This window comes from Streptomyces sp. NPDC056628, from assembly GCF_042792555.1.
In the GTDB taxonomy this organism is placed as follows: Bacteria; Actinomycetota; Actinomycetes; order Streptomycetales; family Streptomycetaceae; genus Streptomyces.
Genome location: NZ_JBHTWG010000032.1, coordinates 1 through 20,357, shown reverse-complemented (window position 1 = coordinate 20,357; position 20,357 = coordinate 1). Strand labels below are relative to the sequence as shown.

The 20,357-nt window shown below is 73.0% G+C and carries 12 protein-coding genes; 10 read left to right on the top strand and 2 right to left on the bottom strand.

The features are described from left to right. Nucleotides 1-75 precede the first annotated feature (75 nt). From ACFRAC_RS29030 to ACFRAC_RS28995, 8 genes are all read left to right on the top strand, one after another. Complete coding sequence (locus tag ACFRAC_RS29030) at nt 76-1,860, top strand: ABC transporter ATP-binding protein (RefSeq protein WP_382933960.1); 1,785 nt, start codon at nt 76-78, stop codon at nt 1,858-1,860. After that, complete coding sequence (locus ACFRAC_RS29025; RefSeq protein ID WP_382933945.1) at nt 1,857-3,710, top strand: ABC transporter ATP-binding protein; 1,854 nt, start codon at nt 1,857-1,859, stop codon at nt 3,708-3,710. The genes ACFRAC_RS29030 and ACFRAC_RS29025 overlap by 4 nt, the downstream gene beginning before the upstream one ends. A gap of 43 nt (nt 3,711-3,753) precedes the next feature. Further along, nucleotides 3,754-5,466, top strand: coding sequence for an ABC transporter ATP-binding protein (locus tag ACFRAC_RS29020; protein WP_382934263.1), 1,713 nt, complete (start codon nt 3,754-3,756; stop codon nt 5,464-5,466). Next, nucleotides 5,463-7,241, top strand: coding sequence for an ABC transporter ATP-binding protein (locus tag ACFRAC_RS29015; protein WP_382933936.1), 1,779 nt, complete (start codon nt 5,463-5,465; stop codon nt 7,239-7,241). The genes ACFRAC_RS29020 and ACFRAC_RS29015 overlap by 4 nt, the downstream gene beginning before the upstream one ends. Before the next feature lie 104 nt (nt 7,242-7,345). Beyond that, the gene (locus ACFRAC_RS29010; RefSeq protein ID WP_382933927.1) at nt 7,346-9,376 is read left to right on the top strand and encodes an NAD(+) synthase; all 2,031 of its coding nucleotides are present in this window, start codon (nt 7,346-7,348) and stop codon (nt 9,374-9,376) included. A gap of 272 nt (nt 9,377-9,648) precedes the next feature. Further along, nucleotides 9,649-11,697 carry a M4 family metallopeptidase gene (locus tag ACFRAC_RS29005; RefSeq protein ID WP_382933919.1) on the top strand — a complete coding sequence of 683 codons (2,049 nt, stop codon included), beginning with the start codon at nt 9,649-9,651 and terminating at the stop codon, nt 11,695-11,697. Nucleotides 11,698-11,910: 213 nt separating this feature from the next. Further along, nucleotides 11,911-13,569, top strand: coding sequence for a M4 family metallopeptidase (locus ACFRAC_RS29000; RefSeq protein ID WP_382933915.1), 1,659 nt, complete (start codon nt 11,911-11,913; stop codon nt 13,567-13,569). A 68-nt stretch (nt 13,570-13,637) separates the two neighbouring features. Next, nucleotides 13,638-14,150, top strand: a complete 513-nt coding sequence (locus ACFRAC_RS28995; RefSeq protein ID WP_382933912.1) for a DUF1990 family protein — start codon at nt 13,638-13,640, stop codon at nt 14,148-14,150. Between the two features lie 30 nt (nt 14,151-14,180). Here ACFRAC_RS28995 and ACFRAC_RS28990 read toward each other — a convergent pair whose 3' ends face one another. Then, on the bottom strand, nt 14,181-14,870 hold the full coding sequence (locus ACFRAC_RS28990) for a hypothetical protein (RefSeq protein WP_382933906.1): 690 nt from the start codon (nt 14,868-14,870) through the stop codon (nt 14,181-14,183). Nucleotides 14,871-14,989: 119 nt separating this feature from the next. Beyond that, entirely contained in the window at nt 14,990-17,608 is a 2,619-nt protein-coding gene (locus ACFRAC_RS28985) for a glycosyltransferase family 1 protein (RefSeq protein ID WP_382933902.1), read from the bottom strand. Between the two features lie 321 nt (nt 17,609-17,929). Between ACFRAC_RS28985 and ACFRAC_RS28980 the strand changes: the two genes are divergently transcribed. Further along, nucleotides 17,930-19,132, top strand: a complete 1,203-nt coding sequence (locus ACFRAC_RS28980) for a S8 family peptidase (RefSeq protein ID WP_382933898.1) — start codon at nt 17,930-17,932, stop codon at nt 19,130-19,132. A 263-nt stretch (nt 19,133-19,395) separates the two neighbouring features. Next, on the top strand, nt 19,396-20,357 hold a 962-nt coding region (locus tag ACFRAC_RS28975), incomplete at its 3' end, for a maltotransferase domain-containing protein (RefSeq protein WP_382933892.1).

Below are 20,357 nucleotides of genomic sequence, written 5' to 3'. Positions count from 1 at the left end.
TAGGACCAGGGGCGGACCGGGGTCCGGCCAAAACTCGGTGGGAAGTGTCAGTGGCGATCCGTAGGCTCGCTGCTGATGGCCACTACACGTGAAACCCCGGGGAGCAGGTCCGACCGATCCGCCGTGCGCACCCTGCTGCGCCTGTGGCCGTACGTGCGGCCGGTGCGTGCGCGGTGGTTCACCGCCGCCGCCGTGGCCGTCGTCGCCTCCTGTCTGGCGCTGGTCATCCCGCTGGTCCTGAAGTGGATGGTGGACGGCCCGGTCACCGAACGCGACTCGGCGGGGGTGTGGCTCGGCGCGCTGTTCCTGCTGCTCCTCGGCATAGGGGAGGCCCTGCTGTTCGGGCTGCGGCGCTGGCTGGTGGCGCGGCCGCTGGCCGGGGTCGAGGCGTCGATGCGCGCGGAGCTGTACCGGCATCTGCAGCGGCTGCCGGTGGCGTTCCACGACCGGTGGGCGTCGGGGCAGCTGCTGTCGCGCGGCACCACCGATCTGATGCTGGTGCGGATGTTCCTGGCGTTCCCGCTGACGTTCCTGCTGGTCAACAGTGTGACGATCCTGGCGGGCGTCGTCATCATGCTGGTCCAGGACGTCACGCTCGGGCTGGTGATCCTGGTGCCGGCGGTGCCCGTGATGGTCATGTGCGTCGTCTTCGAGAAGCGGTACGCACTGGTGGCGCGGCGCGCGCAGGACCAGGTCGGCGATCTGACGACGCTCGTCGAGGAGAGCGTGCTCGGCATCCGGATCATCAAGGGGTTCGGGCGCCACCGCAGCCAGGCCCGGGCGTTCCGGGAGATGGCGCGGACGCTGCGCGGCACGGAGCTGCACAAGGCGCGGCTGCTGGCGACGATCTGGGCCGTCATCATCACGCTCCCCGAGCTGGCCATCGGCGCGGCCCTGGTGCTGGGGACGGTGCGGGTCGCCGACGGCGACCTGTCGGCGGGCACCCTGGTGGCGTTCCTGTCGACGGCGCTGGCGCTGCGCTGGCCCGTGGACTCGATCGGCTTCCTGCTGGCGATGAGCCAGGAGGCGGCGACGGCGACCGAGCGGTACTTCGAGGTCATGGACGCGCTGCCGGAGGGCCGCGAGGTGGCGGAGGCGCCGCAGGACGGAACCGGCCGGGGGCTGCGCTTCGAGGGCGTGCGCTTCCGCTACCCGGACGCCCCCGAGGGCTCGCCGCCCGTCCTGGACGGCGTCGACCTGCACATCCGGCCCGGCGAGTCCATGGCGCTCGTCGGCGCGACCGGCAGCGGCAAGACGACGCTGACGGCGCTGGTGCCCCGGCTGTACGAGCTAACGTCCGGCCGCATCACCCTGGACGGCCGGGACATCACGGCGATGCCGCGCGAGGAGCTGCGCGCCCTGGTGGCCGTCGCCTTCGAGGAGCCCACCCTGTTCTCCGCGAGCGTCGCGGACAACGTTCTCATGGGGGCCGCTGCGGACGCCGGTGACCCCGAGCTGGAGAGGGCCCTGGCGGTCGCGCAGGCCGGCTTCGCGCACGACCTGCCGCAGGGCACCGCGACGCAGGTGGGTGAGCAGGGGCTGAGCCTGTCCGGCGGCCAGCGCCAGCGTCTCGCGCTCGCCCGCGCGGTGGTGGGCCGGCCCCGCTTCCTCGTGCTGGACGACCCGCTGTCCGCCCTGGACGTGCACACCGAGGCGCTGGTCGAGGCCGCCCTGCGGGACGTCCTCGCCGAGACCACCGCCCTGATCGTGGCGCACCGCCCGTCGACGGTCCTGCTGGCGGACCGCGTCGCCCTGCTCTCCGGGGGCCGCGTCGCCGCGGTCGGGACCCATCACGAACTGCTGCGGGACAACGCCGAGTACGCGCATCTCATGGCCGGAACCGAGGAGGCCGCCCGATGACGGCGACGACCGCCACCCCGCCGGGCACGGGCCGCCCGGACGAGCGCACCGGAACCCCGGACGACCCGTTCGACCACGACGCCCTGCCCTCGCCGCCGGGTGCCACGGCCGCGCTGCTGCGGTCCCTGCTGGCCCCGATGAAGGCCCGGGTCGTCGTGACCACGCTGTTGCTGCTGCTCCAGCAGGCGGCCGTGCAGGCGGGGCCGCTGCTGGTGGCGTACGCCATCGACTCGGCGGTCCCGGCGTTCCGGCGCGACGACCTGGGGCCGCTGATCGCGGTCGCGGCCGGCTATCTGCTGTGCGCGGTGGCCTCCGGCGGCCTGCAGTACGCGTTCTTCCGCGCGTCCGCCCGGGTGAACCAGGACGTGCTGCTCGATCTGCGGGGCCGTATCTTCCGCCACGCGCAGGCGCTCAGCGTCGACTTCCACGAGCGCTACACCTCGGGCCGGCTGATCTCCCGCTCCACCACGGACGTCGAGTCGCTGCGCGAGCTGCTCGACGAGGGCCTGCAGGAACTCGTCACCGTCATCCTGTCGTTCGTCTACATCTCGGCGATGCTGCTGTGGCTGGACCTCGGGCTGGGCGCGGTGGCCGTGGCCTCCCTCGTGCCGCTGTACCTGCTCGTGCGCTCCTACCGGCGGCGGGCCGCGCGCGTGTACACCCAGCGGTCCACCGCGATCGCGGCCGTCATCGTGAAGTTCGTGGAGACGATGAACGGCATCCGCCCGGTGCGCGCGTTCCGCCGCGAGCGCGCCAACGACGCCGGCTTCAGGGTCCTCAACCACCGGCATGAGCGCACCAACGGCGACGCCCTGCTGGAGATGGCCCGGTACGTCGTCGGCTCCCGGCTGGTCGCCAACACCGCGGTCGCGGGGATGGTGCTGTGGGGCGCCCACCGGGTCGCGGGGGGCACGCTGGCCCTCGGAGTGCTGGCGGCGGCCGTGCTGTACCTGCGGCGGCTGTACGACCCGATCGACCGGCTCGGCATGTTCCTCAACTCGTACCAGTCGGCGGCGGCGTCCCTGGAGAAGATCGCCGGTCTGCTGGCGCAGACGCCGTCCGTGCCGGATCCGGCCACGCCGAGGGAACTCCCGGCGCGGGTGGGCGGGCACCCCGGCCGCGAGGTCGTCTTCGACGGCGTCCGGTTCGCCTACCGCACCGGCGGCGAGGTGCTGCCCCGCTTCGAGCTCACCCTGCACGCCGGGCAGACCGTGGCGGTCGTGGGCTCCACGGGGGCGGGCAAGTCGACGCTGGCCAAGCTGCTCGCCCGGTTCTACGACCCGTCCGAGGGGCGGGTCCTGCTGGACGGCGTGGACCTGCGCGACCTCGCGGCGCCCGAGCTGCGGCGCGGGGTGGTCATGGTGACGCAGGAGGCGTTCCTGTTCTCCGGCACGGTCGCCGAGAACATCGCGATCGGGCGGCCGGACGCGCCCCGTGAGGAGATCGAGCGGGCGGCGAAGGCCATCGGGGCGCACGACTTCATCACCGCGCTGCCCGACGGCTACGACACCGACGTGCGCAAGCGGGGCGGCCGTATCTCGGCGGGACAGCGGCAACTCGTGGCGTTCGCGCGCGCGTTGCTCGCCGATCCGGCGGTGCTGATCCTCGATGAGGCGACCAGCTCGCTGGACATCCCCGGGGAGCGGGCCGTGCAGCGCGCGATGGCGACGGTCCTGCGGGGCCGCACGGCCGTCGTCATCGCCCACCGGCTGTCCACGGTGGAGATCGCCGACCGGGTGCTGGTGATGGAGCACGGCGGGATCGTCGAGGACGGCGCGCCCGCCGACCTCGTCGCGGGCACGGGCCGCTTCGCGGACCTGCACCGGGCGTGGCGGGACAGCCTGGCGTGAGGCGCCGGGCGGTGTGAGGACGGCGGACGGGATGCGGGGGACGATGATCGACGCGTACGGGGACCCGGGCGAGCCCGACCGGCGGGGCGGCTGGCGGTATCTGGGGTGGCTGGTCGGGCGGCAGGCGGCGCGGTCCGCCGCCGGGGCGCTGATCTCCAGCGTGTGGATGGTGCTGCTGGCCGCCACCCCCTACCTGCTGTCGCGTGCCGTGGACGACGGGCTCGCGGACGGTGACCGGCGCGCGCTGTGGGGCTGGACGGCCGCCCTGTTCGTGGTGGGCGTGTTCAACGCCTGGCTGAGCATCATGCGGCACCGCACGATGACCCGGGTGCGGATGGACGCCAACTTCCGCACGGTCAAGGTGCTGGTCGACCACGCGGTGCGCCTGGGTGCCGCGCTGCCGCGCCGGATCGGCGCCGGGGAGGTCGTCACCATCGGGGTGGGCGACGTCCAGACCATCAGCACGTCCCTGACCGTCGTCGGGCCGGGGGTGGGCGCGGTCGTCGCCTATCTGGTGGTCGCCGGGCTGCTGGTGTCCGTGTCGGTGCCGATCGCGTTCGTGGTGCTGCTGGGGATGCCTCTGATCGGGGTCCTGGTCGGGCCGCTGCTGGGACGGCTGCAGGGCACGGAGACGGAGTACCGGGAGCTCCAGGGGGTGCTGACCGCGCGGATCACCGACCTGGCGGGCGGACTGCGCGTCCTCAACGGCCTGGGCGGCAAGGGCCTGGTCGCGGACGCCTTCCGGCGCGACTCGCAGCGGCTGCGGGCGCAGGGATACCGGGTGGGCGCGGTGACCAGCTGGGTGCAGGCGCTCGGGGTGGGGATGCCGACGCTGTTCCTGGCCGTGGTGACCTGGCTGGCGGCCCGGCTCGCCGCCCAGGGCGCGATCACGGTCGGCGAGCTGGTGTCGGTGTACGGCTATGTCGCGGTGCTGGTGGGGCCGGTGGCGTTCTTCATCGAGTGCGGCTACCAGGTCAGCCGGGGGGTGGTGGCGGCCCGGCGGGTCGTGCGGTTCCTGCGGCTGGAGCCGATGGAGGACACCGGCACCCGGGACGCGCCCGCCGAACCGGCGCCGCTGCACGACCCCGAGTCAGGGGTGCGGGTCCTTCCGGGCCGGCTGACGGCGCTGGCCGGGGCGCGGCCCGCCGACGCGGCGGCCGTCGTCGACCGCCTCGGCCGGTACACGCCGTCGGCGGCGACCTGGGGCGGCGTACCGCTGGCCGAGATCCCGGCGGCGCGGGTGCGGGAGCGCGTCCTGGTGGCCGATCACGAGGCGGACCTGTTCGCGGGCCCGCTGCGCGAGCTGGTGTCCGGGCAAACCGACCGGGACGAGGCGGCGATCGGCCGGGCCGTGCGCACCGCCGTCGCCGAGGACATCGTCCGCGCTCTGCCGGACGGCCTGGACTCCCCGGTCGACGCGCAGGGCCGCAATCTGTCCGGCGGGCAGCGCCAGCGGGTCCGTCTGGTGCGTGCGCTGCTGGCCGATCCGGAGGTGCTGCTGGCCGTCGAGCCCACGTCGGCGCTGGACGCGCACACGGAGGCGCGGGTCGCGGAGCGGCTGCGCGCCGACCGCGCCGGCCGCACCACCGTGGTCACGACGACGTCCCCACTCGTCCTGGACCGCGCGGACGTCGTGCACTACCTGGTCGACGGCAAGGTGGCGGCCACCGGGACCCACCGCGCCCTGCTGGACGGCGAGCCCGGTTACCGGTCCCTGGTGGCCAGGGACGAGGACGCCGAGGAGGTCGTGCGGTGACGGACGGACAACACGCTCAGCGGGCCCCGCGTGGGGCCCTTCCGGTGGCCGGGCGCCGGGACGTCCGCCGGGCCACCGCCCGCCTGATCCGCTCCGACGCCCGGGCCTTCACCGCCGTGCTCGCCCTGAACGCGGCCGCGGCGTTCGCCGGTCTGGCCGCGCCCTGGCTGCTCGGCCGCATCGTCGACGAGGTCCGGGCGGGCTCCGGGGTGTCGGCGGTGGACCGGCTGGCCCTGGCCATCCTCGTGGCGGCGCTGACACAGCTGCTCCTGGCCCGCTGGGCCCGCTACGTGGGCCACCGCTTCGGCGAACGCACCCTCGCCCGGGTCCGCGAGGAGTACGTCCGCCGTACGCTCGCGCTGCCCGCGTCGGTCGTGGAGCGGGCCGGCACCGGTGACCTGACGGCGCGCGGCACCGCGGACGTGACCGCCGTCGGCACCACCCTGCGGGACGCCGGACCCGAACTGCTCATCAACGGCGTGCAGGTGCTGTTCCTGCTGGTCGCGGTGGTCGTGCTGGACCCCCTGCTCGGCGCCTGCGGGCTGCTCGGCCTGGCCGTGCTGTGGCCGGGGCTGCGCTGGTACCTGCGCCGGGCCCGCGCCGGCTACCTCGCGGAGGGCGCGGCCAACTCCGACGTCGCCGAGATCCTCGCGGCCACCGCGTCCGGCGCCCGCACCGTGGAGGCGCTGCGGCTGGAGCGCCGGCGGGTGGCGGCGAGCCGTGACGCGCTGGACGTCTCGCGCCGCGCCCGGCTGCACACCCTCTTCCTGCGCTCGGTGTTCTTCCCGTCGGTCGAGATCGCCTATCTGGTGCCGGTGGTGACGGTCCTGCTCGCCGGCGGGGCGCTGCACGCGCGCGGCGCGGTCAGCCTGGGCACGGTGGTCGCGGCGGCGCTGTACCTCCAGCAGATGACCGGCCCGCTGGACGAGATCCTGATGCGGGTGGAGCAACTGCAGAGCAGCGGCGCCTCGTTCGCCCGGGTGGAAGGGCTGGCCCGCGCCCCGCAGGCGGCGGACGCGGCCGGTCCGTCCCCCCAGGGCGACCGGATCGACGTGACGGGCCTGCGCTACGCCTACGACCGGGGCGGCGAGGTCCTCGGCGGTGTCGATCTGGCGGTGCGGCCCGGCGAACGCCTGGCCGTCGTCGGCCCGTCGGGCGCCGGGAAGTCGACGCTGAGCCGGCTGCTGGCGGGCGTGGACGCGCCGACCGCCGGCTCGGTGACGGTCGGCGGGGTGCCCGTGTCCGAACTCGGCCCGGAGGAGCTGCGCCGTCAGGTCGTCCTGGTGACCCAGGAGCACCACGTCTTCCTCGGCACGGTCCGCGACAACCTCCGGATCGCCGAGCCGTCGGCGCCGGACGACGCGCTGTGGGCCGCCCTCACCGCGGTCGGCGCCGACGGCTGGGTGCGGGAGCTGCCCGCCGGCCTGGACACCCGGCTCGGCGACGGCGGCAGCCCCACGGACGGCTCGCAGGCGCAGCAGCTCGCCCTGGCGCGGGTGGTGCTGGCCGACCCGCACACCCTGATCCTCGACGAGGCCACGGCCCTGCTCGACCCGACGACCGCCCGGCACACCGAGCGGGCGCTGGCCGCCGTGCTGCGGGGCCGTACGGTCATCGCCGTCGCCCACCGGCTGCACACCGCGCACGACGCCGACCGGGTGGCCGTGATGGAGGCCGGTCTGCTCACCGAGCTGGGCACGCACGAGGAGCTGGTCGCGGCCGGCGGGGCGTACGCGGCGCTGTGGCGGTCCTGGCACGGGGAGCGGCCCGCCTGAGGCCGGGGAACCTGGATCCGGGGTCGCATGATCGGAAGATTTATGCTCGACGGGGTACTAGAGGCCCGACACACCGCGGAACGCCCAGCAGAAAGCACGGTCCATTGAACTTCTGGTCGATCTACCAGCACGGCTTCGCGCGAGTGGCCGCGTGCACGGGTCACACCGTCCTCGCCGATCCGCAGGCCAACGCGGAGGCCGCCCTGCGGCAGGCGCGGCGGTGCGCCGAGGAGGGGGTGGCGGTCGCCGTCTTCCCCGAGCTGGGGCTGACCGGCTACTCCATCGAGGACCTGCTGCTCCAGGACGTGGTGCTCGACGACGTGGAGCGGGCGCTGGACACGGTGGTCGCGGGCTCGGCGGACCTGCTGACGGTGCTGGTGGTGGGCGCCCCGCTGCGCCACCGGAACCGGGTCTACAACTGCGCGGTCGTCGTGCACCGGGGCCGGATCCTCGGCGTGGCGCCGAAGTCGTACCCGCCGAACTACCGCGAGTTCTACGAGAAGCGGCAGATCGCGGCCGGGGACGACGAGCGCGGCGGCACCATCCGGATCGGCGGCGAGGAGGTCCCGTTCGGGGTGGACCTGCTCTTCGAGGCGCGGGACGTGCCGGGGCTGGTGCTGCACGCGGAGATCTGCGAGGACATGTGGGTGCCGGTGCCGCCGAGCGCGGAGGCGGCGCTGGCCGGTGCGACGGTGCTCGCGAACCTGTCGGGCAGCCCGATCACGGTGGGCCGGGCCGAGGACCGCCGGCTGATGTGCCGTTCGGCGTCCTCGCGCTGTCTGGCGGCGTACGTCTACTCGGCGGCCGGCCTGGGCGAGTCGACCACGGACCTGTCCTGGGACGGGCAGACGATGATCTACGAGAACGGCGTGCTCCTCGCGGAGACGGACCGTTTCTCCGCCGACGACCAGTTCGCGGTGGCCGACGTCGACCTGGACCTGCTGCGCCAGGAGCGCCTGCGGATGGGCACGTTCGACGACAACCGGCGCACCCACGCCGCGCGCACCGGTGACTTCCGGCGGATCGCGTTCCTGCTGGACCCGCCGGCCGGCGACCTGGGCCTGCGGCGCCGGCTGGAGCGCTTCCCGTTCGTCCCCGCGGACGCCGACCGCCTCGCGCTGGACTGCTACGAGGCGTACAACATCCAGGTCGCGGGGCTCCAGCAGCGGCTGGCCGCGATCGGGAACCCGAAGGTCGTCATCGGGGTGTCCGGTGGTCTGGACTCCACGCACGCGCTCATCGTCGCGGCCCGCGCGATGGACCGGGCGGGCCGGCCGCGCAGCGACATCCTGGCGTTCACGCTGCCGGGCTTCGCCACCAGCGACCACACCAAGGACAACGCCCACAAGCTGATGAACTCGCTCGGCGTCACCGCGGCGGAGCTGGACATCACGGCCACCGCGCGGCTGATGCTGCGGGAGATGGGGCACCCGTTCGCGTCCGGCGAGCCGGTGTACGACGTCACCTTCGAGAACGTGCAGGCCGGTCTGCGCACCGACTACCTGTTCCGGCTGGCGAACCAGCGCGGCGGGATCGTGCTGGGCACGGGCGACCTGTCGGAGCTGGCGCTCGGCTGGTCGACGTACGGCGTCGGCGACCAGATGAGCCACTACAACGTCAACGGCGGGGTGCCGAAGACGTTGATCCAGCACCTGATCCGCTGGGTCGTCGCCTCCGGCCAGTTCGAGGAGGAGACCGGCCGCACGCTGACCGCGATCCTGGACACCGAGATCAGCCCGGAGCTGGTGCCGGGCGAGGAGATGCAGTCGACGGAGTCGAAGATCGGGCCGTACGCGCTGCACGACTTCACCCTTTTCCACGTGCTGCGGTACGGCTTCCGGCCGTCGAAGATCGCCTTCCTGGCCTGGCACGCCTGGCACGACGTGGAGGCCGGCGCCTGGCCGCCCGGCTTCCCCGAGGCCAAGCGGGGGGCGTACGACCTGGCGGAGATCCGGCGCTGGCTGGAGGTCTTCTGCCGTCGCTTCTTCGCATTCGCACAGTTCAAGCGGTCCGCGATGCCGAACGGCCCGAAGGTGTCGGCCGGCGGTTCGCTCTCCCCGCGCGGCGACTGGCGGGCGCCCTCCGACGGCAATGCGAGGGCGTGGCTGCGCGATCTGGAGCGGATCGACGCCTGAGGCGGCCAGTCCGTTTATCGAACGTGAATTCCCGGACAACGAACGATTTCCGGCCAACTTCCTGACGCGCCCCTGACAGAAACCGCAATCACCTGCCACTCTTCCCACGGCCGCGACGCAGCAACCCCACAGCCCCGCCGCACGGCGGTGGCCGCGGCCGAGCTCCGCACGCGCACGTCGTTCTGCGTACCACCACGATCTGCCCGGACGGCCCACCCGCCGGCCGGTCTCCCCTGGCCGCGTGATCCGCGGCCGCGCAGAAGGAGTCAGTGTTGAGAGACAGGTCCTCCCACAGACGCACTCCCCACACCCCCCGCCGCCGGGCCGCCGCCGTGGCCCTCGTCGGCGTCGCCGCGCTCGTCGCGGCAGCCGTCCAGACGGGCGCCGCGACCGCGGCCCCGCCCCGGGCCCCGCAGACCGCCGGCCAGGTGCTCCCGGGCGCCGAGTCGGTCAAGCTCACCCCCGCCCAGCGCGCCGAACTCATACGCGAGGCCAACGCGACCAAGGCGGACACCGCGAAGGACCTGGGCCTCGGTGTCAAGGAGAAGCTGGTCGTCCGTGACGTCGTCAAGGACGGCGACGGCACGGTCCACACCCGCTACGAGCGCACCTACGACGGCCTGCCCGTCCTCGGCGGCGACCTGGTCGTGGAGACCACGAAGTCCGGAGCCACCAAGGACGTCGTGAAGGCGACCCGCGCCGCGATCAAGCCGGCCACCACGACCGCCGCCGTCCCCGCCGCGAAGGCCGAGAAGCAGGCGCTGGCCGTGGCGAAGGCCGGCGACGCCAGGACCGCGGACGTCGACAAGGCGCCGCGCAAGGTGATCTGGGCGGCGAGCGGCAAGCCCACCCTCGCGTACGAGACGGTCGTCGGCGGCCTCCAGGAGGACGGCACCCCGAACGAGCTGCACGTTGTCACCGACGCCGCCACCGGCGAGAAGCTCTACGAGTACCAGGGCATCGAGACCGGCACCGGCAACACGACGTACAGCGGCGCGGTCACGCTCACCACCACGCAGTCGGGCTCGACGTACAACCTGACCGACGGCGCGCGCGGAGGCCACAAGACGTACAACCTCAACCGCGGCACCTCGGGCACCGGCACGCTGTTCTCCGGCCCCGACGACGTGTGGGGCAACGGCTCGGCGTCCAACGCCGAGACCGCGGCGGCCGACGCGCACTACGGCGCCGCGCTGACGTGGGACTACTACAAGAACGTGCACGGCCGCAGCGGCATCCGGGGCGACGGCGTCGGCGCCTACTCCCGCGTCCACTACGGCAACAACTACGTGAACGCGTTCTGGTCCGACAGCTGCTTCTGCATGACGTACGGCGACGGTTCGGGCAACACGCACCCGCTGACGTCGATCGACGTGGCCGGCCACGAGATGACGCACGGCGTCACCTCCAACACCGCGGGCCTCGTCTACAGCGGCGAGTCCGGCGGCCTGAACGAGGCGACCTCCGACATCTTCGGCTCGACCGTCGAGTTCTACGCCAACAACTCCTCCGACGTGGGCGACTACCTCATCGGCGAGGAGATCGACATCAACGGCGACGGCTCGCCGCTGCGGTACATGGACAAGCCGAGCAAGGACGGCGCGTCCAAGGACTCCTGGTACTCGGGCATCGGCTCGGTCGACGTGCACTACTCGTCCGGCCCCGCGAACCACTTCTTCTACCTGCTGAGCGAGGGCAGCGGCACCAAGACCATCAACGGTGTCACCTACAACTCGCCCACCTCGGACGGCCTTCCGGTCACCGGCATCGGCCGCGCCAAGGCGGAGAAGATCTGGTTCCGCGCACTGACCACGAAGTTCACCTCGAACACCAACTACGCGGCCGCCCGCACCGGCACCCTGGCCGCGACCGGTGAGCTGTACGGCACCACCAGCGCCGAGTACAAGGCGGTCCAGGACGCCTGGGCGGGCGTCAACGTCGGTACGCGCTCCGACGGGGGCGGCGGTGGCGGCACCGCCTTCGAGAACACCGCGGACGTCGCCATCCCGGACCGGGGCTCGGCGGTCACCTCGCCGATCACGGTGTCGGGGCGGACCGGCAACGCGCCGTCCAACCTCCAGGTCGGTGTGAACATCGTCCACACCTACATCGGTGACCTCAAGGTCGACCTCGTCGCGCCCGACGGCAGCGTGTACGTCCTCAAGGCCTACGGCACCGGTGGCAGCGCGGACAACATCGACACCACCTACACCGTGAACGCCTCCTCCGAGGCCGCCAACGGTGTCTGGAATCTGCGGGTCCAGGACAACGCGTCGCTCGACACCGGCTACATCAACAGCTGGAAGCTGACCTTCCCGTAGGCCGCGCGCACGCGGTGCGTCCCGGTACGGGGCGCCGTCCCGGTGGGTTCAACTCCCGCCGGGGCGGCGCCCGTTCACATATCAGAAACATTGACCGGACGGTCAAATTCAGGTCAACATCATCGCGGGCTCATGACATGTACGCGACTTAGATGTCACTCTTCCACCACCCGCCGCACAGAACTCCCGTCCTTCCCCCACCAAGGAGCCCGTGTGACCCCCCTCTACGCGCGTCGCAAGCGCACCACCCTGGCCATATCCACCGCGGTCGCGGCCGGGGCACTCCTCACCACCGCCCTGACCACCGGGACGTCGTCCGCGGCCCCCGCCGCCGGCGCCGAGGCCACCCCGCTCGCCGTCCCGGTCGCGCTGGCGCCCGCGGCGCGCACCGCCCTGATCCAGGACCAGCAGGCCGAGGCCGCCGGGACCGCCGAGGAACTCGGCCTCGGCGCCCAGGAGAAGCTGGTCGTCAGAGACGTCGTCAAGGACGCCGACGGCTCCGTCCACACCCGCTACGAGCGCACCTACGCCGGACTCCCCGTCCTCGGCGGCGACCTGGTCGTCCACGAGTCGGCGTCCGGCGCGCGCAAAGGCGTGACCAAGGCGACGAAGGCCGCCATCAAGGTGTCCTCGCTGAAGCCGGCGATCAGCGCCGCGAAGGCCGAGGGCCAGGCCCTGAAGCGGGCCGAGGCGGCCGGCGCCGAGCGGACCGAGGCCGACCGCGCGCCCCGCAAGGTGATCTGGGCGGCGAGCGGCAAGCCCACCCTCGCGTACGAGACGGTCGTCGGCGGCCTCCAGGAGGACGGCACCCCGAACGAGCTGCACGTCGTCACCGACGCCGCCACCGGCGAGAAGCTCTACGAGTTCCAGGGCGTCGAGACCGGCAGCGGCAAGAGCCTGTACTCGGGCACCGTCACCCTCGGCACCACCGCGTCGGGGTCGACGTACCAGCTGTACGACACCTCGCGCGGCGGCCACAAGACGTACAACAAGGCCCGCAGCACCAGCTCGGCCACGGGCACCCTGTTCACCGACGCGGACGACGTCTGGGGCACCGGCAGCGCCTCCAGCTCGACCAGCGACCAGACGGCCGCCGTGGACGCCGCCTACGGCGCCCAGGTCACCTGGGACTTCTACAAGAACACCTTCGGCCGCAACGGCATCAAGAACGACGGCAGGGCCGCCTACTCCCGCGTGCACTACGGGAACGCCTACGTCAACGCGTTCTGGTCCGACAGCTGCTTCTGCATGACGTACGGCGACGGCACGGGCAACACCCACCCGCTGACCTCGCTGGACGTGGCGGGCCACGAGATGACCCACGGCGTCACCTCCAACACCGCGGGCCTGAACTACTCGGGCGAGTCCGGCGGCCTCAACGAGGCCACCTCGGACATCCTCGGCACGGCGGTGGAGTTCTACGCGGCGAACTCCTCCGACGCCGGCGACTACCTCATCGGCGAGAAGATCGACATCAACGGCGACGGCTCGCCGCTGCGCTACATGGACAAGCCCAGCAAGGACGGCGCGTCCGCCGACAGCTGGTCGTCGAGCCTGAAGAACCTCGACGTGCACTACTCCTCGGGCCCCGCGAACCACTTCTTCTTCCTCCTCGCGGAGGGCAGCGGCGCCCGGACGATCAACGGGGTGAGCTACAACTCCCCGACCTCCAACGGCTCGACGGTCACCGGCATCGGCCGCGCCAAGGCCGTGCAGATCTGGTACAAGGCGCTGACGTCGTACATGACGTCGACGACGAACTACGCGGGCGCCCGCACGGCGACGCTGAACGCGGCGTCCGCCCTGTACGGCTCCACCAGCACCGAGTACAAGGCGGTGACGGCCGCCTGGGCAGCGGTCAACGTGAGCTGACCCGGTCCTGACCGGCGGGCGGCACCCGGGACGAACGCGTCCCGGGTGCCGCCCTACTCTTGGGGACTATGTCTTTGGGGCCTTTCACGTACGACGACGTCGGAGCGACCCGGGAGACCGGTTTCTGCCCGTCCGGCTTCCACCCCCTCCATGTGCGCACCCGCGTAGGCGAGGGCGAGGACGTCTTCCGCAGAGCCGCCGACGCGGTGATGACCTGGGAGATGCACCGCGCGATGGGCGTCGGCATCGACGCCTCGGCCGACCGCGCGGCCACCGACGTCGACGTCACGGTCACCCTCGCCGGCGTGATCAAGGCGCCCTGCCGGGTCGTGTGGACGGTGGAGGAGTACCGCAGGACCGGCTGGGCCTACGGCACCCTGACCGGCCACCCCGAGTGCGGCGAGGAGGCCTTCGTGGTGGAGCGCACCGGCGACGGCACGGTCTGGCTGACCGTGAACGCCTTCAGCCGCCCGGCCAAGTGGTACTCCCGCGCGGGCGGCCCCGCCACCCGCGGCCTCCAGCACGCGTACGCACGACGGTGCGGGGCGGTGCTGCGAAGGCTGTGCGGAGACGGCACATGACGGTCGCCCCGCCTCGGCGAGTGACGGCCCTCACCGCCCGAACGCGGCGGCGGTGACGTCCCGTTCCAGGGTCGCCCGGTGGAACTCGTACGTGCCGATGTCGGACACCCGGATCAGCAGGCAGAACCGCTCCACCGACGGGAGCCGTTCCGCCACCCGCGCGTACTCCCGGCGCAGGAAGTGGATCGCCGCCAGATTGGCCACGGACGACTGCCCGGACACCAGGAACACGGGTCGGCTGGACTCGGCGGGCGTGAACTTGGCCACCAGGGCGTACTCCTGGTGGCCGTGGTCGAAGAGGAACTTCTCCCCTCCGACCTCGATGGCCACCGACTCCGGCCGGGCCCGGTCGTAGGGGTGGACGGTGACCCCGGGCAGATGGGCGGCGAGATGCCCGCCGGTGCGGGGATTGGAGCCGCCGGCGGGGCCGCCGACGCAGAACTCCGTACGGTCCCCGTTGCCACCGCGGAAGGCTCCGGACTCGACGGAGGCCCTGCACCCCAGCTCGCCGATCAGCAGCGTCAGTTCGACGACGGCCCGCACGTCGCGGTAGGCGGCGGTGCCCGGCGCGTTGTGCTTGTCGCCCAGCACGATCAGGCACGTCTCACCCGGCCGGACACCGAAGAAGGCCGCTCTCCTGTTCACCGCCCGGGCGCGCTTGAGCCGCTCCCACAGCCAGACGAAACCTCCACCGAGCAGGCTGGTCACCAACCCGATCACGATGTTCCCCAGGACCGACTGGATGAGATCCCCCTCTCCACGGTGGAGCGCCCCCCATTCTCACAGGGTTCGCCCCCTCCGTGGTGGGGGGGATCACGTCCGGGCCGGCTCGGGCCGGGTCAGCGCAACAGCACCCCGCCCCCCTCCCCCGTCTCCTGCGAGGGCACCGCCAGCAGGCCGAGTTCGGCGCTCGATGCCAGGAGGCGGTGGGAGGGAAGGATGCGGACCGTGTAGCCGTAGGGGCCCGTGCGGTCCAGGGAGAGCGGGCCCTCGTAGACCCAGCGGCCCTCCGCGTCGGGACTGCCCACCGGTTTCAGCGGCACCGTCGAGGCGTCCGCGATCCGGTCCTCCCCGTCGACCCGGCCCGAGACGGCCTGCACCTCCACGTCCTCCGGGCCCAGCTCGCCGAGGCCGACCCGCACACGCAGGCTCAGCGTCGAGCCGAGCTCCGCGGTCGGCTCCGCGGCCGACGTCTCGACGTGGTCGACGGTGACGGCGTGCCACGCCGCGCGCACCCGGGCCTTCCAGCCCGCCAGCTCACGGGCCGCGTCCGGGGTCATCGCGCGGTGGGCGTGCGCGGCCGGGGTGTAGAGGCGGTCGACGTACTCGCGGACCATCCGGCCGGCCAGCACCTTCGGGCCGAGCAGGGTCAGCGTCCGGCGGACCATCTCGATCCAGCGGTCCGGCAGGCCGTCCCGTCCGCGCTCGTAGAAGCGGGGCGTGACCCTCTCCTCCAGCAGGTCGTACAGCGCCGCGGCCTCTATGTCGTCCCGTCGGTCGGGGTCCGTGCCGGTGCCGTCGGCCGTGGGGATCGGCCAGCCGAAGTCGGGCTGGAACCACTCGTCCCACCAGCCGTCCAGGACGGACAGGTTGAGGCAGCCGTTGAGCGCCGCCTTCATGCCGGAGGTGCCGCACGCCTCCAGGGGCCGCAGCGGGTTGTTCAGCCAGATGTCGCAGCCGGGGTAGAGCTTCTTCGCCATCGCCATGCCGTAGTCCGGCAGGAAGACGATGCGGTGGCGCACCCGCGGGTCGTCCGCGAACCGCACCAGCTCCTGGACGAGCCGTTTGCCGCCGTCGTCCGCCGGGTGCGCCTTGCCGGCGACCACGATCTGCACGGGCCGCTCCGGGTGGAGCAGCAGGCTCATCAGCCGGTCGGGGTCCCGCAGCATCAGTGTCAGCCGCTTGTACGAGGGGACCCGGCGGGCGAAGCCGATGGTGAGGACGTCGGGGTCGAGGACCGAGTCGACCCAGCCGAGTTCGGCGGTCCCGGCGCCCCGCTGCCGCCACGAGGCGCGCAGCCGCTCGCGCACCTCCTGCACCAGTTGTTCGCGCAGCACCCGGCGCAGGTCCCAGACGTCCTGGTCGGGGATGTCGGCGACGGCGTCCCAGCGGTCGGAGCCGCCCACGGTGAGCGCGTCCTCCATCCGCCGGGCGCCGATCCGGTCGGCGCCGAGCCGGAACACCTCGGGGGCGACCCAGGTCGGGGCGTGCACCCCGTTGGTGACGGAGGTGATCGGGACCTCGTCGGGGTCGAAGCCCGGCCACAGCCCGGAGAACATCTCGCGGCTGACGTTGCCGTGCAGCAGGGACACGCCGTTGGCCCGCTGGCCCAGGCGCAGGCCCATCACGGCCATGTTGAACAGGTTGGCCTCGCCGCCGGGGTAGGTCTCCATGCCGAGCTGGAGGATGCGGCCCACGTCGAGGCCGGGCAGTTCGGCGTCGGGCCCGAAGTGGCGGGCGACCAGTTCACGGTCGAACCGGTCGATTCCGGCCGGGACGGGGGTGTGCGTGGTGAACACCGTGCCCGCCCGGACGGCCTCCAGCGCCGCGTCGAAGTCGAGGTCCCGCGCGCACAGTTCGGCGATGCGCTCCAGGCCGAGGAAGCCGGCGTGGCCCTCGTTGGTGTGGAAGACCTCCGGCGCGGGGTGGCCGGTGAGCCGGCAGTACGTCCGCACGGCCCGCACCCCTCCTATGCCGAGGAGCATCTCCTGGAGCAGCCGGTGCTCGCTGCCGCCGCCGTAGAGCCGGTCGGTGACACCGCGTTCGCCGAGGTCGTTCTCCTCGACGTCGGAGTCGAGCAGCAGCAGCGGGACCCGGCCGACCTGGGCCAGCCAGACGCGGGCGTGCAGCGACCGGCCGCCGGGCAGCGCCAGCCGGATCCGGGCGGGGGTGCCGTCGGCCTCCTTCAGCAGGGCGAGCGGCAGCTCGTTGGGGTCGAGCACCGGGTAGTGCTCCTGCTGCCAGCCGTCCCGGGACAGGCTCTGGCGGAAGTACCCGTGCCGGTACAGCAGGCCGACGCCGATCAGGGGGACGCCGAGGTCGCTCGCGGCCTTCAGGTGGTCGCCGGCGAGGATGCCGAGACCGCCGGAGTACTGCGGCAGGGCGGCCGTGATGCCGAACTCGGGCGAGAAGTAGGCGACGGCCGCGGGCAGTCCGGCGGGCTGCTGCTGGTACCAGCGCTCGCCGGTGACGTAGTCGTCGAGCTCGCGGGCGGCGGTGGCCAGCCGCTCCAGGAAGGACTCGTCCGCAGCCAGCTCCGCGAGCCGTGCGGGCGGGACGCTGCCGAGCAGGCGTACGGGATCGTCGCCCGAGGCGGCCCAGCGCCCGGGGTCGACGGAGCGGAAGAGTTCGCGGGTCTGCGCGTGCCAGGACCAGCGCAGGTTGCGCGCCAGATCGCTGAGGGGCCGCAGGGGTTCGGGGAGGACAGGACGGACGGTGAACCGACGGATCGCCTTCACTTTCCACCTCGGGCAGCACGTGGCAGGGGACACACGGCGGTGTGGGTCCCGTGGGCCACCGACGGTATCGGTATGCGGGGCTTCGTCACCACCGTGCGTTTTGCGTGGCCCGGGCGCGTCGTGCGGCGGATGCCCGTCCGAAAGTGGACGCAACCTTGACGGGTCCGGCCATGGCGGATATGGCCGGTTCCACCCCCGTAGGCGTCCTTGTGGCGCCTTCTCGCATCGGGAGAGGGTGACGGGTGGCGCGCCGGCCCACGCCGGGTGCACCGGGTGTTCCAGGGCCGCCGTGCGCCGAGTCGAGGAGGGGAAGCCAACACCATGGCACGGACGCGTACACGGCGTCTGCGCTGGGCGTCCGGCCTGACCGCGGTGACCTGTGTCGCCGCGCTCTCGGCCGTCACCGCGCCCGCGCACGCCGCACCGGAGGGGCGGATACGGGGTGCCGGGCTGCCCGGCGCCGTCAGCGGCAGCTACGTGGTGACACTCAGACAGGGGACGCCGGCCCTGTCGGCGGCCGGAAGGAGCCTCGCCGCGCGGTACGGGGTGGAAATCAGCCATACGTACGGCACGGTCCTCAACGGCTGGGCCATCCACGCCGACGCGAGACAGGCCAGGCGGCTCGCGGCCGACCCCCGGGTCGCCTCGGTCGCGCAGGACACCCGGGTGACGTTGGAGGACACGCAGAGGAATCCGCCGTCCTGGGGACTCGACCGCGTCGATCAGGCCAATCTCCCGCTGAACGAGAGCTACCGGTGGCCGCGGTCCGCGGGGGCCGGAGTGACGGTGTACGTCATCGACACCGGCGTCCGCGTCTCGCACCGGGACTTCGGCGGCCGGGCGGCGTACGGCTGGGACTTCGTGGACGACGACCGGACCGCCGGCGACGGCAACGGCCACGGCACCCACGTCGCCGGCACGATCGCGGGCGCCCGGTACGGCGTCGCCAAGAAGGCGCAGGTCGTGTCGGTGCGCGTGCTGGACGACACGGGCGGCGGCAGCACCGCCGACGTCATCGCGGGCATCGACTGGGTGACCCGGAACGCGCGGAAGCCGGCCGTGGCGAACGTGAGTCTGGGCGGGTCCCGCAACAGCCAACTGGACGCCGCCGTACGCGACTCCGTGGCCTCCGGCGTCACGTACACGGTCGCGGCGGGCAACGCCGGGCAGCCCGCCGCGCTGTACTCCCCCGCCGGGGTGTCCCAGGCCATCACCGTGGGCGCCACCGACCGCACCGACCGGCGGGCGGGCTTCTCCAACCACGGCCCCGCCCTCGACCTGTTCGCCCCGGGCGTGTCGATCACCTCGGCGTCGCCCGCGAGCGACACCGCGAAGGCCACCTACTCGGGCACGTCGATGGCGTCGCCGCACGTCGCGGGCGCCGCCGCGCTGTATCTGGCCGGACATCGCGGGGCGACACCCGCGCAGGTGTCCAAGGCGCTGGTGGCGCGGGCCGTGTCCGGCAGGATCTCCGGCCGCGGGGCCGGGTCGCCGGACGAACTCCTGCGGATTCCGCGGCCGTAGCGGACGTGTCGGCGCGGAGTACGGGGACCGGTCTCGTTCGTCCTGAACGGGACCGGTCTTGTGCGTAGACATACGCGTGAGTAGTTAACAAAGTGCCGGATTGCACACCCGAATAGGGTGGGAAGGCTCCTCCGGTACGCCCCACCCGTGCGCTCCCGGGCGCACACCCCCACGGGGTGCAACCGACAGCGACACCGTCACACCGCAGGACCCACCTCCCCATTGCCATCCGCCCACCACCGATGACGCGGACAGGAGCGGTCATGCCCGCCAAGCACCACCAGTCGTCCTCACCCCCGACATCCCGTGCCGGGAAACCGACGTCCCGCGCCGAAGCCCCACCGGTCCGTGGCGCCGCCGCCGACCCGGGACCACCGGCGCCGCGGCCAGTCCCGGCCGGCGCGGCGGACGGGATCGGGCGCATACCTGTCCTCGACGTCCGTCCGGTCGTGCAGCACGGGCGCAGGCCCGCCAAGGCGGTGACCGGCGAGTCCTTCATGGTCACGGCGACCGTGTTCCGGGAGGGCCATGACGCGGTCGCCGCCAACGTCGTGCTGACCGATCCGAAGGGCCGTCCGGGTCCCTGGACGCCGATGCGCGAACTCGCGCCGGGCACCGACCGCTGGGGTGCGTCCGTCACACCGGACGCGCCCGGCCACTGGACCTACCGGGTGGAGGCGTGGAGCGATCCGGTCACCACCTGGCGGCACCACGCCCAGATCAAGATCCCGGCCGGCATCGACACCGACCTGGTGCTGGAGGAGGGCGCGCGCCTGCACGAACGCGCCGCCGCCGGGGTGCCCGAGGGCCCGGGACGGACGGTGGTCCTGCGGGCCGCCGAGGCGCTCCGGGACGAGAGCCGCCCGGCCGCCTGGCGGCTGTCGGCCGCGCTGACCCCCGAGGTCGACGACGTCCTGGCCCGGTATCCGGTGCGGGATCTGGTGACGGCGTCGGAGCCGTTGCCGTTGCTGGTGGAGCGCGAACGCGCCCTGTACGGGGCGTGGTACGAGTTCTTCCCGCGCTCGGAGGGCACGCCGGAGCGGCCGCACGGCACGTTCGAGACGGCGGCGCGCCGGCTGCCGGCGATCGCCGCGATGGGCTTCGACGTGGTGTACCTGCCGCCGATCCACCCGATCGGCACGACCTTCCGCAAGGGGCCCGACAACAGCCTGTCGGCGGGCCCGGACGACGTGGGCGTGCCGTGGGCGATCGGTTCGCCGGAGGG